General features: G+C 51.2%; 10 protein-coding genes and 1 pseudogene. All 11 read left to right on the forward strand.

The features are described 5' to 3' along the window. The first annotated feature begins 8 nt into the window (after positions 1–8). The 11 genes and pseudogenes from I2123_RS17970 (at position 9) to I2123_RS18015 (ending at position 13143) form a co-directional block, all read left to right on the forward strand. On the forward strand, positions 9–269 hold the full coding sequence (locus I2123_RS17970) for a PAAR domain-containing protein (protein ID WP_213051165.1): 261 nt from the start codon (positions 9–11) through the stop codon (positions 267–269). Continuing rightward, positions 269–775: a hypothetical protein gene (locus I2123_RS17975; protein WP_213051166.1), complete on the forward strand. Its 507-nt coding sequence runs from the start codon at positions 269–271 to the stop codon at positions 773–775. The genes I2123_RS17970 and I2123_RS17975 overlap by 1 nt, the downstream gene beginning before the upstream one ends. Continuing rightward, positions 769–930, forward strand: a pseudogene (locus tag I2123_RS25555) (glycosyltransferase family A protein); the annotation flags it as partial. The gene I2123_RS17975 and the pseudogene I2123_RS25555, both read left to right, overlap by 7 nt. After that, entirely contained in the window at positions 931–1530 is a 600-nt protein-coding gene (locus I2123_RS17980) for a glycosyltransferase family protein (RefSeq protein WP_244879851.1), read from the forward strand. 448 nt (positions 1531–1978) lie between these two features. Further along, positions 1979–4480 carry a type VI secretion system Vgr family protein gene (locus tag I2123_RS17985; RefSeq protein ID WP_213051167.1) on the forward strand — a complete coding sequence of 834 codons (2502 nt, stop codon included), beginning with the start codon at positions 1979–1981 and terminating at the stop codon, positions 4478–4480. A gap of 18 nt (positions 4481–4498) precedes the next feature. Continuing rightward, positions 4499–5446 carry a T6SS immunity protein Tli3 family protein gene (locus I2123_RS17990; protein ID WP_213051168.1) on the forward strand — a complete coding sequence of 316 codons (948 nt, stop codon included), beginning with the start codon at positions 4499–4501 and terminating at the stop codon, positions 5444–5446. A gap of 2 nt (positions 5447–5448) precedes the next feature. Then, on the forward strand, positions 5449–6315 hold the full coding sequence (locus tag I2123_RS17995; RefSeq protein WP_213051169.1) for a T6SS immunity protein Tli3 family protein: 867 nt from the start codon (positions 5449–5451) through the stop codon (positions 6313–6315). A gap of 3 nt (positions 6316–6318) precedes the next feature. After that, positions 6319–8346 carry a T6SS effector phospholipase Tle3 domain-containing protein gene (locus I2123_RS18000; protein ID WP_213051170.1) on the forward strand — a complete coding sequence of 676 codons (2028 nt, stop codon included), beginning with the start codon at positions 6319–6321 and terminating at the stop codon, positions 8344–8346. Further along, entirely contained in the window at positions 8343–8600 is a 258-nt protein-coding gene (locus I2123_RS18005) for a PAAR domain-containing protein (protein WP_213051171.1), read from the forward strand. Before I2123_RS18000 ends, I2123_RS18005 begins: the two co-directional genes overlap by 4 nt. Then, complete coding sequence (locus I2123_RS18010; RefSeq protein WP_213051172.1) at positions 8600–10039, forward strand: hypothetical protein; 1440 nt, start codon at positions 8600–8602, stop codon at positions 10037–10039. Before I2123_RS18005 ends, I2123_RS18010 begins: the two co-directional genes overlap by 1 nt. Positions 10040–10053: 14 nt before the next feature. After that, positions 10054–13143 (forward strand): ImcF-related family protein, encoded by a 3090-nt coding sequence (locus I2123_RS18015; RefSeq protein ID WP_213051173.1) that lies wholly within the window; start codon positions 10054–10056, stop codon positions 13141–13143. Positions 13144–13145 lie beyond the last annotated feature (2 nt).

A 13145-nucleotide genomic window follows, 5' to 3' on the forward strand; every position in this document is an offset into this window, starting at 1 on the left:
GACTGAATATGAGCAAAAGAGTCGTGGTACTCGGTGACAGCAGTTCGCATGGAGGTCGCGTGACCTCTGCCTCTTCAACGTTTGAAATTGACGGCAAAACAGCGGCATTGCTTAACGATACGTTCTCCTGCCCTGAGCATGGCAGCAACCCCATTATTGAATGCAATATGGGCTATGAGGAAGGCGGGTTAGGGATCGTCGTTCACGGCTGTAAAACAGCCTGCGGGGCACAGGTGTTTGCCAGCACACAAACCGTGGACTTCGACTGATGGGCTGGTCAGTGCCGCAGGCTGCACCCTGTGAAAAGCCACACCGCTGGTCTCCGTGGATTTGTGTGTGCATTTTTGCTGTCGTCTATCTCAGTGCGCTGGTGTGGGTGGTCTTCGATACCCCCTCAACGGGGCTCTATTCATTGGCTTCAGGCCATTATCTTCCACTGACCGGTTTTACTGTGGTCGCTATCCTGTTTGGCCTCACAGGCTATCTTCTGCCGCTGGAAATCCAGTCACTTATGTATTTCGACTGGACGCACTGGCAGGCAAATACGCATGCAGTCTGGCAGAAATGGACTCATCAACATTTGTGCATTGTCGAGGCCAAAAACTTCAGTCCCGATGCAGAACTGCTTTTTCGTCTGGCAGGCCTTGAGCCCGCAGACCACGATGTATCTGCACAAGAGACTGTCGGCATTAATATCCCCACAGGAGGAATACTGGTTCCACTGATGGTACCGGCAATCTTATCCGGGATATCTGCGACAACCGGCTCATTGTAATTGAGCAGGAAAACCAGGGCGTTTACGCGGCACGCAATGCCGCACTGGATATTCACCATGGTGAGTGGGTAATATTTCTTGATGCAGATGACGACGTTGAAGAGGGGTTCATCTTTGCACGCTGGCAGACCGCGATAAACACTCAGGCCGATGTGGTGATCTTCAATGCCTGGCGCACGGGTTCAGGAATTTCCAGAACGCCCGTACGCACCAGGCAACCTTACGGACAATCCTTATCCGGGCATGACTGGATACGCCAATGCGTGACGCACCGCGAATGGCCGCACTACCTGTGGCTGCAGATCACCAGATCGTCCTATATCCAGCAGCACTCCTTATCCTTTCAGGCTGGCAAAAGCCACAAAGATATTCTCTGGACCATTCATCTCGCAACCAGCAACGGGCGTTTTTATCTGTCGGATTGCAAGGATTACACCTATAAGGTGAATGCAGATTCCATCACGCACCGGCGCGACTATTTTGATGTCAGGGCACAAAGCTATATTGAAGTCATAGCGGAAATTATCCGGTTGGCCAGGCTGGAGGAAAACAAAGACATCAGCCTGTTTTTGTTCCGGCATGCTTTGGTCGAAGCGCGGCATTTTTTGGGACTTTACCGGAAAAGGGTTCAGAATACCTCTGGCATGAAAGCTAATTTCATATCTCAGATATCGCTGCACTGTTTATTCAAAGGAATAAGTAACATTAGTGATGCATTGTTCTTTATCAAGTTGATGAGAAAAATCTGGCTTTAGTGAAGGTGCGATCATTCAATTAATTAGCAAGCATCTAATCACTCAGACTTTTCGCTAAAGAAAAATCCGAGTGATTTGCGAGAATAGTCCTAATAAATCTCCACACCCTCCCTCATTAATAATTTCGTTACATTTTTCCGTGACCTAGTTTGCTTTAGTGCATCACTGAATTATGCTACTTTCTCATTTCGGGAACGGAAGATTTAAGACAATGGTGTGCTGTAAGTATTCTGTTAATGCAGAAAACTTAAACTCATTGATATATTCACACCATCAATGCTTTATTATTGGATTATGACCATCAATTATCATCGCCTTCCACTGCTGCACTATGGATTGATAAGCAGGAAGAGCTTTAGGTAGTCATTGCTGTTTACATAACGTGATTGCCCGTTATTTGGTTTCAGTTTTGGTATTCACGCCCATGAGCGTTAAAAGGACTTAAACGATGAGTATCCAAGATTACATTCTTGCCGGCAGTAAATTACCGATCCACAACCATTATCAGTTAAGACTTAAACGGCTTGAATCCCAACAGCCCGGCGTCGATATATCGGTGCTCAAGTTCAGCGGCAGCGAGGCCATCAGCGATATCCTGTGCTATGAGATTGAGTTCACCAGCGCGGTGAAAGATATCCCCGCACAGCACATCATCAACTATTCCGCGCTGTTCCTGATGTACCCCGACGGCAAGCCCTGGGAATCTGTTAAACCCCGCATTATCCCCGGTGTGATCACCCAGTTCCGCCAGTGCAGCACTTCTGCCGATGAAACCCGCTACGTCGCCACGCTGGAACACCGCGTCACCCGGTTAAATCAGGGCAGCAATAACGCGATTTACCAGAACGACAGCGTCATCAGCATGACCGAAAACACCTTCCTGCGTTACAACATGGACCGGCTGGATTTTCGGTTTGCGCTCAATGATCAGTATCCGCTGAAAAAATTCATGATGCAGTTCGGCGAAAGTGAGTACGCCCATATTGCGCGACGCCTGGCTGATAGCGGTATTTCCTACTTCTTCGAATATGACGAAGAAAACAACTGCGATGTCATGGTGCTGGCCGACCATTCTTACGCCTGGCCGAAACCGGTCGCCATCCCGTTCCGCAACCCGGCGGGACTGTTTGACGGCGGCCTGGAATCAATCTGGGAGATGTCGGTCAGCCGCAAGGCCATTCCGAAGTCAGTCACGGTTAACGACGACTATTATCCCGCTGCGCAAAGCGATATGACCGGCACAGCGGAGACCAATCCGGATTATCCGGCGCTAGTTGCCGAAGATTACCGCTGGGGTGAGTACTATCCTGAACCGGGCAAGGAATACAGCAGCGAGCCCGGACAGGGCATGTGGTACGCCAAACGCCGTCAGGAACGTTACCTCAGTGAGCAGATCGTTTTTGAGGGTAAGTCCAACTGCATGACGCTGCGTCCGGGGATGGTCATCACCACGCCCGGCAAAGACTGGCCGGAAGCGCCGGACGGCTTGCTTATTGTCTCCACGAACTCTACAAACGTCGCCCGCGATACGGCGTACTTCGTCACCTTCACCGCAGTTCCGCGTAATACCCGGCATCCGTACCGCCCTGCGTTGTTGCCGTGGCCGACCGTCACCGGCACGCTGCCTGCCCGAATCTCCAGCGCGCATCCGGACGAACCTTACGCTCACATCAACGCCGACGGCCTGTACCGCGCTCAATTTGGCTTCGACCGTACAGAGTGGCAGAAAGGTTTTGAGAGCTGCTGGCTGCGTCTGGCCAAACCCTATTCCGGCGATACCTACGGGTTCCATATGCCGCTGCTGGATTCCACCGGCGTAGCGATTGCCTTTGAGAACGGCGACGTTGATCGGCCTTATATCGCCTGTGCGCTGCACGATTCAACTCACCCGGACCATGTGGCGTTGCCGAACTACAAGCGGAACGTCATTCGTACTCCCGCCAATAACAAACTGCGACTGGACGATACGCGCGGGAAAGAACACATCAAGCTTTCCACACCGGCCAGCGGCAAAAGCCAGCTGAACCTGGGTGCGCTGGTCGATGACAAGCGTAAAGATCGTGGTCACGGCGCCGAGCTGCGCACCGACGACTGGGTGGCCGTTCGCGGCGGTAAAGGCGTGTTTATCTCAGCCGATATGCAGGCGTCCGCCGGTGGCCAGCAGCTGGATATGCAACAGGCAAAAGCCTTGCTCTCCAGTGCAATGGTAGAAATGCAGAGTCTGTCAGCCAGTGCGCAACAGGCGCAGGCATTAGCCGCCGATATCGACCGGCAACAAACGCTGTTACAGCAGAAACTCGACAAGCTTCAGCAGGCCGTTTTACTCCTCAGCGCGCCAAAAGGTGTCGGTATTGTCAGCGGGGACAGTATGCAGCTATACGCGGAAGACAGCCTGACGCTGACCGCCGGTAAACAGGTGGATATCGGCGCGACGAAGAAATTCACCGTCGCGGCCGGTGATCAAATCAGCCTCTACAGCCGCCAGGGCACCAAAATGTTTGCCGCCAAAGGCGACATCGACGTACAGGCACAGGGCGGAAAATTCACCACCTGGTCAACGGACGATACGCATATTGCCAGCGGCAAAAAAATGACGGTGACAGCACAGGACGAGCTGGTTCTGATCTGCGGCGGAGCCTACATCAAACTGAAAGGCGGTAACGTTGAAATTGGCGGGCCGGGGAAACTGCTGGTGAAAAATGGCGGCATCGTAAAACAAGGTTCTGCCAGCATGCAGAGCGCGATGAAATCGTTTGAGCCGGAGCAGTTTAATGAGGGGTTTGTGGTTACTCACCCACTCAATGGTAAACCACTGGCGTCCCAAAAATACAAAATCACGCTGGATGACGGGCAGGTCATTGAAGGGCTGACCGATGAAAAAGGCATGACCTCTCTCACTAAATCACAAGCCGCGCAGGATATGGTCATTTCGTTACTGGATGGCGAATAAGGATTTCAAGGAAAGAATATGAAAAAAATAACTAAATTAATCATCAGCGCGCTCAGTCTTTCTGTTGTGATAAGTGTGACAGGTTGTGCTGTTGGCCCCTGGGGAGGCCTCATTATAGGTAACCCTTTTTCCGGAATAGCGGAAGCTCGTCAGGCTCGAGAATATAATGAAAGGCAAGCAGAATTAAAGAAAGAAGCTTTACAGAAAGAGCTATTGGCTGAAAAAAATTACGGGCCGCCACAGGTGATATATCGTATTGATCAAAAACGCTATATCACGCTTGAAAAGTATACCCATTGCGACAATGGTCAGATATTTTTTCATAATGATGAAAAAAATATAAAATTACCACTAGCGGTCTCATCGCGAAGCGTAATGAATTACAAAGGAAAATTCATCTGGGCAGCGAAGAGCGACAACATGCTGGCTTTTCCTTTAGTGAGAGGCGGCAACGATCATTGTAGTGACACTATCAAAAACTGTGCTTATAGCATTCTGTCAGCCAGTAACGATGGGGGGGAGAAATTTAGTGAAATTATATTCGGTGCAAGTAATAGCTCAAACTCTAAAGAGTACACGGTTGTTCTTACAGATGATGCTATCTACACCAAAAGAGACAAATATCCTACTGATAAATTTTCTGTCGATACAGATGGTAAATTTTATAATGTAAGGCAAGTCTGGGTCCAGGATGAACTTTATAAAGGCTTGTTGAAGTTCGGGGTGCCAAAAGATGTTTTAGCAAATAACCGAGTAGGTTATATACCTTCTTGGCTAAAAGCATTACACGATTACTCTGATATTCAAATTCATGAAGTTGATGTAAAGGCTCATACGTTGTTAAACCAACTCAATAACTCACCGACTTTAGAGAAATTACCTGATGAAAAGATCGGTAAATCAATAAGTAGTGAATTTACTTGCAATGATGCACTGATACCGACTCAACTAAAAAATCAAGGATGACCATGAAAAAGCTAACTTTACTCGCAGGTGCATTAATATTTTCGCTAACCAGCCTGAATAGTTGTGCCGTGACACCGCCTCCGGTGCAAACATCGACGCAGCCAGAAAAGCTGGCAGTACAACCCATCCATAACCCTCCACAGGTGATTTATCGTATCGATAAAAATCGGTATCTCACGCTGGAGGATTATTCGAACTGTGATGATGGGTCGATTTATTATCATAATGATAACAAGAAGATAAAAACGAAGCTCTGGTTCCTTTCCATGGGAACAATGAACTACAAAGGCAAGTTTATCTGGGCAGCGAAAAACGACGACATGCTGGCGATTCCATTAGTGAGTGGGGATAACGATGCTTGTGGGGACCCACTCCGAGGCTGTGCTTACAGCATTTTGTCAGCCAGTAGCGATGGGGGAAAGAATTTTAGTGATATTAAATTCCATGCGAGTAATAGCTCTAACTCTAAGGATTACACAATCATTATTAGCGATGATGCCATCTACATCAAAAGCGCCTACTACGATTCCGAAAAATACCAAACAAATAGCGCTGGTGAGTTTTATAACGTGAGGCAAGCATGGATAGAGGACGAATTTTATAAGGGAATGTTGAAATTCGGTGTACCTGAAGATGTTTTAGTAAAAAGTAACCCATTAGGCTACTCATTTATTTGGCTAAAAGATAAACATAATTATTCTGACGCCCAGATTCATGAGGTAGATATTAAGGCTGACGCATTGTTTAATCAACTTAATAACTCCCCTACGTTAGAGAAACTCCCTAATGATAAATTAGGAATCTCACTTAGTAGTAAATTTAGTTGTAACGTTGGTCCGATGCCGACTAAACCAAAATATCAAGGATGACCTATGCCTGAACTATATAGACACGAGCAGCCTACTCGTTTACTGAACAGTGAAACGACACCTAATGGTATTCAACAAGCCAGAAGTACTATGAGTCCGCAAAATGTTTGTGTTCGAGGGGAGGTAAGAAAAGGTATCCAACTCCCAGGTTTGGTTATCTTTGTTCATGGCGTTAATTCTGAGGGTGAATGGTACACACCAGCAGAAGAAAATCTTTGTAAAGGTCTAAATACTCGTCTTGGACTTGAAGGTAGCAATTTTCAGTTACATGCTAATTTGTATAACGAAGATAATACGTTTCCGGTAAAAATTAGTTTAAAAAATCGCTCTCCTGTTATCCGCTTTTACTGGGGATATCGTGCCCAAAAAGACGCGGAGAAAAATTTTGTCATTCCACTGAGAACATCAAAAGGTTATAGCTATACCGACCTCAATGCTGAACAGATCCAAAACAGTCAAGATCCATTTTTCTGGGGAGGAGGTCCTTTTCAAAACGGCTGTACTTCACTGTATTCGTTGTGGAGCAAATACGGCTTCAGTAAATGGATCAATAAAATACCGATCCCGTTCAGTACGCAGTTTATCAATGAGGAAACAGACCGGCTTCTGGCAAATGCACCGCCGCGCGAATACTACGCTCATGCAGCCGAACGACTGGCAAATTTAGTGAAGAAAATTCGCGAACTTAGCCCGACGGATACCGTCACCGTTATCTCTCACAGCCAGGGCACTATGATTGCTACTGCCGCAGCAGCAATGGAGGGCGCTGCACCTGATGCGCTTTTTATAATGAATTCCCCGCTCTGCCTGGAAAGTAAGGGGATGGATTATCTCTCCTACCCATTAGCCGAATGTATTTCTGAAGCCGCCAGACGCGTCACTTTTGCTGATATTGTCGGCAAAGTGGCTGAAAATAAGGACCGGCTTAAGAACGCTAACCCTAAGAAACTCGTCTGTGGCCTTGATTGTGCGGGTGAAAACTGGCAACCGGATGGTAAAACCACCAACCCTGATGTCCCGGAGCGGGACAATCACGGACGCACGTATATTTATTGCAGCCCACACGACCGGGTGATGGGGTCGTCACCCTTATTGAGTATTGGCTGGCAAGGGCTTCCCAATACCAAAACCAGCAACTATACCCAGCCGCACCCTGTTTTTGCGATGGTGCCGAAAAACTCACTTTTTGTGCGCATGCTCGCCCGTAATATGGCCTGTGGCGAAGCACCTAATCCGCAAACGCCGTTCGGTACGTTGCCGGATATGAGCAGGGACTGGAAACCAAATGGCGGCAAAAAATTCTGGGATAGCAATGATTCTGTGTTTAGTCGCCAGGCATGGCCTAATCCGGACCCAAACCAAAAGCTGTTCATCAATGCCGAACAGGTCCCTCTGCCAATAACAGCGGAGCAGTTGGCTGATTTCGATAAAGACCGCAAACATATTGAAGACTTACCCGCCGATAAAGCAGCGCATTCCATCTATCTGGCTGATAAAAATTATGACCGTTATGGTTATAGCTGGAGCACAAACGATCCGGCAACAGGGAAGCCCAACGACAATACATACAAATACTATATCAAGCTCTATGGGTACAATGAGCGCAAAACGTTCCCTGTCTCGCAAGGCTCAGGCTCTCCCTATGATAAACGGAATATAGACAGGGAAAGCGTTGAGCAAATGCGCTCACGTATCAGCCAATATATATCCCGGCCTGCCGACCACAGTGATTTACCCCAGAACCCGTTGTTCCTTCAGCAGGTGCTGGCCTACGACTTACCCATAGGTTTCTGTAATATCGGTCAGAATGAAACACAGATGCAGATGCTGCGCGATATGGCTGACTGGACACATAGAGGGTCTGATGTTTATTTCGCAACAGGTACATTCACGCCGCCTCCGCTTCCATCGGCTATTCGTAAAGACGTTGACGCCGATGCCCAGCAACGTTATGACGCCGCAGTGAAAAAGGCCGAGGCTGACAATATCGCATTAGTCCGGGCACAGAAACCGCAGGGAGAACTCGCATGAAAAATGTCGTAGTTCTTGGGGATAAAACATCCCACGGCGGTAGCGTGATATCGGCTTCATCAACGTTTGAGATTGAGGGAAAAAATGCGGCGTTGCTACATGACATGGTCAGCTGCGAGGAACATGGTCCTAACCGCATCATCGAATGCGAACCGGGTTATGACGAGCAGGGAAAAGGGATTGTGGTACATCTCTGCAAAACTGAATGTGGGTCGGTGGTGTATGCCAGCCTGACTGATGCAGGGTTCGAATAATGAGCTGGTCAGTCCCCCAGGCGAGCTTGCCGCAAAAACCCATGTCATGGTCGCCGTGGGTGTGTGTGTTTATTTTTCTGCTGGCTTTCGCGTTGGCTTTGGTCTGGGTTGTGCTCGATACGCCATCAACCGGGTTGTACTCCCTGTCTTCAGGCCATTATTTGCCGCTGACCGGTTTCACTTTGGTCGGAATATTGGCGTGTCTGTCGTTTTATCTCCTCTCATGGGAGGTTGGCGCGCTGATTTATTACAGCTGGACACACTGGCAGGCAAACACCAATGCAGCATGGCAAAACTGGGCACATCAACATCTGTACATCGTTGAGAGCGTCAGTTTCACCACCGAAGCAGACTTATTCCCTCGGGTAGCGGGTTTATCCCGTCCAGAAGACGATGAAAATGATCTCGCCGTTTTGCTGTTTCCTGATGAAGATGTGCCGCCGGGGATTTATCGCTTTGAAACCCTTTGTCGGCACATTTTTGCATCCTTTGAAACCGCCATGAAAGCACTGAACTTACCCAAACAGGGGGCATTCAACCTTTACCTTCAGACACAAACCGCGATAACTGAAACGCACATCCTCTACCTCGAAGAACTTTGGCAAACGCTTTATCCTGAATACCAGTTACAGATAAAACCGGTCGATGCAGGGGCGTCTCTGGAGGCCTGGGGATCCTGCTTAAACGCCCGTATGCCATCGATTATTATCGCTATGCACTACTACGACGGCGTGGACGATAAACCCATCCCCGAAATCGCCACCGGCCTCCTGCTCTCCCCCGCCCGTCTACTCAAGCAAGATGCACTCAGCAGTCTCCCGCAGCTTTTCAGAGCTATGCCGTTAAATCTTAAGAAGCTACCTGAAGACTTACAGGAGCTGCGCGATATGGCCCAGCAACCGGCAGATTCACTCCGGCTGGTGTGGTTCTCCGGGCTCACAGAAAGCCTGCGTCAAAAACTCAATGCGGTCGTGCATGACCTCAAACTGCCGCTGCGCCAAGATGCGCCGATGGCGGGGCAGCTGGATTTCGACAAAGGCTGTGGAAACTATGGCCCATTGGCAGGATGGCTAATGGTGGGCGCCGCCGCCGATATGGTTACGCGTGGTCAGGGGAGCCAGTGGGTGCTAACCGCTGCTGAAGATGCTGCCTGGGCGATTGCCGTGGGGACAAAAGCGCCGGTGAAGTCTGACTATCATAGCCAGTTGCCCAATGACACTTATCCGGCGGGCTGTCTGGTGGCTTCCCTGTTATTCAACCTGGTGTTGTTCTGGTTCCTCGGTCATGTGTTCCCGGATTGGTTGTTCTCATTCTGGGGGGCGGTAAGCGTGATCCTAACCCTGATCGTCACCATGATTGGCAGCGTATTTGCCCTGCGTTTGTTGATAAATCGCCTGCTTGAGCCGCACTTTATCCGCTCTGCGCAGCGGGAAAAATGATGTTTAAAAAAATTATGAGACCACTGGGTCTGCTATTTCTGTTGCTGGATGTCGCCGTCATCATCATCAGTGTGGCAGAACAACACGCCGCGTTCGTCCAGCCTGAACATCATCAGAGCCTGTTGCTGACTGCCTTTGTTATCTTGCTCACTGCCACGTTCATCGCGATGTCGTTTTCCCTTGCCACGACCCCGGCCCGCTGGCGTGCGCCGGTTCGCCCGAAAGGTGCGCTGACGGGGGAAGAGCCTGAGCTTCCCGTTGCCCAGGCAAGCATTGACGTGATGACGTTGAAAGCTGCGCTACAGCAACGTCACGGTTACCGCTGGAAACGCAAACTCCCCTGGCTGCTGGTGATGGGCGACGTGGCCGATGTTGAGCAGGTCGCGCCAGATCTGACCGAACAGGGCTGGCTGATGGTCGGTAATATCGTGCTGCTGTGGGGCGGGTCCCTGATGGCGGGCGGCAATCCTGCCGATCTTCTGGCGATCCGTCGCTTGCGTCGTCGTTGCCCTGCTGACGCGCTGATTTGGATCAGCCATGAGGCGCAATATACGCAGGCATCACAGGCCGATGCGGTACTGCGAGGATATGAATCAGTCCGTCGCCGCCTGCGCTGGGAATTGCCGGTGTATCTGCTGGACAGGCGGGAACAGTTATGGCCGCAGCCGGAACGTCCGGTGCAGCTGGTCGGGGTGTTGCAGGACAAACGCCTCACGCCCGACTCTTTATCCTCTTCCGTTGAGTCACTGCTGCCTGAGCTGCGCGAACGCGGCATGGCACAAATCAGCGAAGATTTACGCCATGAGTTTTTACTGCGCCTCGCCGGTGATGTAAAAGACCGCCTGAACAACTGGATTGATGCCTTCAAACCGCTGCTCAGTGGTTATTTCCCGCTGCCGCTGTATGGCGTGGTGTTTTCACCGGCGCTCACGCCACATGCCTATAATCCGCATGAGCGCGTGGCCGTGCCGATCTGGCAGGATTTAGCGGCGAACATCAACCGCCGCGCCGGTCGTCCGGTGGGTGTCACTGCGCGGGCAGTTGCACAGTGGGGAGTTGCCGCCGTCATGTTGATAGCCGTAGTGGGTACGGTGGTGTCGTGGGCCAGTAATTACCGGCTGGTGACGCAAAGCGCAGCGCTGGTTCACCGGGCAGAAGCCTCGCCCTCACCTGCCGTGCTCTCTGCGTTGCAACTCACCCTGCAAACCCTGTTGGTTCAGCAACAAGAAGGGACCCCGCTGTACCGCCGCTTTGGTCTGGATGTGACGGACTCGCTTCTGCCTGCACTCTGGCCAGCGTACACCTCGTTAGCTCAGCGGCTTATTGTGCAACCGGCTCAGCATCAACTTAGCGCGTCGCTCACTTCAGGCATGCCTGACTATGACCCGCTGAAAACCTACCTGATGCTGGCCCACCCCGATAAAACCGCAGACAGTGACGCGCAGCGTTATTTTGCGCAGCAGCTTACGCCGTTGCTGAAAAACGTTGCCCCGCAGGATATCGCTTTCTTTGCCGCACAGTTTGCCCTTCACCCTGACTGGAAAATAACGCCGGACAGCGAAACGGTGACGCGGGCGCGGTCTGCCTTACTGCAGGGCATGAGCGGAACCGGGGCTGAACAAAAACTCTACGCCGACCTTATCTACCGTACGTCACGTAACTACGGCAACCTGTCGCTGACACAGCTGCTTGACGGGCAGGATGCCGAAGGGATGTTTACCCTTGATGCTGACGTACCCGGCAGCTTTACCCGCCAGGCCTATGAAGGCGCGATAGCCTCTGACATTGCTTCACTGGTCGCACGCCGACAGGAACAGGTGAGCTGGGTACTGGCGGACCCCGCGCACCCTGTTGAAACTTCCTTGTCCCCCATGGCGTTGGGCGAACGTCTGACAGCCCGCTATTTCAATGAATACGGTGCCGTGTGGCAGAAAACGCTGAATCAGTTGAAAACGCCTGCGGCCACCAACCCTGAGAAACGGCTGACACTGGCCTCCGATATGAGCCGCTCCCCGCAAATCGCATTAATGAAACAGCTGGCGTGGCAGGGACTGTCGGGCAGCCCGAACGAACGCCGTAATGAGGTCAACCCACTACTGGAGCCGGTGTTCGGCGGCGTGGTGTCGATGGTTAGCGGTGCGGCCAACGGCAAGGGCATTACTCTTTCCGCGTGGCGGTCACAAACGGCCAGCCTGCGCGACAAGATGCGTAATTTGTCAGCGGCATCGGGTGGGACAGCGGCGTTGTCGCAATCGGTATTTCGCGGTACGCAAATCGATAACACAGTGTCTGAATTACCTGGCCGTCTGCGCGTGCAGCTGGGCAGTGGCTGGCAACCGATGGCACAGGCGCTGTTTCTGGCCCCGCTCAGCCAGACGTGGAAAGGCGTAATGACCACCGGCGTAAAAGGCATGGATGCGCAGTGGCAACAGGAGGTTGTCGCTGCCTGGCATGAAGAATTTGATAACACCTTCCCATTCACGGAGAGCAACAAGGACGCGTCGTTAGCGGCGCTGAATGATTTCATCAATCCACAGACGGGACAGATTGCCCGCTTTATCCGCGAGCACCTGAACGGCGTGCTGGAGTACCAAGATAACCGCTGGCAGAAGGCCGACAAACTGCCGCCGGGGCTGACGATCAATCCGGCCTTTATCAGCAAATTGAACCAGCTCGACCGCTTAGGTCACGCGCTTAACGATACGGGGTGGGGATTTCGCTTCCGTCTACAGGCGGGTACCGCGCGTGATGTGGTGCAGACCGAACTGAGTATCGACGGACAGAAGCTGCTGTATTTCAACCAGATGCCGTTCTGGCAAGACATTCAGTGGCCGGGTGATACCTATGCACCCGGTGCATCACTGATGTGGACCAGCGTTCGCGCCGGTGCGCGGCTCTATTTTGATACATCAGGTACGTGGGCGTTTTACCGTCTGCTGAAGAAAGCCAAGGTGACGTCGGTGGACGACACCCATTACCGAGTCAGCTGGACGGCAGAGGACGGACTGCCGCTTAACTACCGTTTGGCGTTTACCGCTGGCAATGATCCGGTAAGCCTGTTGAGCCTCGACGGTTTCAGATTACCAACCACGATATTCCGCTAACA

Source organism: Rahnella inusitata, assembly GCF_018288855.1.
In the GTDB taxonomy this organism is placed as follows: Bacteria; Pseudomonadota; Gammaproteobacteria; order Enterobacterales; family Enterobacteriaceae; genus Rahnella; species Rahnella inusitata.

Bases quoted from the DNA above. Each gene is read 5' to 3' on its own strand.
- I2123_RS17975 (WP_213051166.1), top strand. From the start codon at position 269: ATGGGCTGGTCAGTGCCGCAGGCTGCACCCTGTGAAAAGCCACACCGC.
- I2123_RS18005 (WP_213051171.1), top strand. From the start codon at position 8,343: ATGAAAAATGTCGTAGTTCTTGGGGATAAAACATCCCACGGCGGTAGC.
- I2123_RS18000 (WP_213051170.1), top strand. From the start codon at position 6,319: ATGCCTGAACTATATAGACACGAGCAGCCTACTCGTTTACTGAACAGT.
- I2123_RS17990 (WP_213051168.1), top strand. From the start codon at position 4,499: ATGAAAAAAATAACTAAATTAATCATCAGCGCGCTCAGTCTTTCTGTT.
- I2123_RS17995 (WP_213051169.1), top strand. From the start codon at position 5,449: ATGAAAAAGCTAACTTTACTCGCAGGTGCATTAATATTTTCGCTAACC.
- I2123_RS17985 (WP_213051167.1), top strand. From the start codon at position 1,979: ATGAGTATCCAAGATTACATTCTTGCCGGCAGTAAATTACCGATCCAC.
- I2123_RS18015 (WP_213051173.1), top strand. From the start codon at position 10,054: ATGAGACCACTGGGTCTGCTATTTCTGTTGCTGGATGTCGCCGTCATC.
- I2123_RS17970 (WP_213051165.1), top strand. From the start codon at position 9: ATGAGCAAAAGAGTCGTGGTACTCGGTGACAGCAGTTCGCATGGAGGT.
- I2123_RS18010 (WP_213051172.1), top strand. From the start codon at position 8,600: ATGAGCTGGTCAGTCCCCCAGGCGAGCTTGCCGCAAAAACCCATGTCA.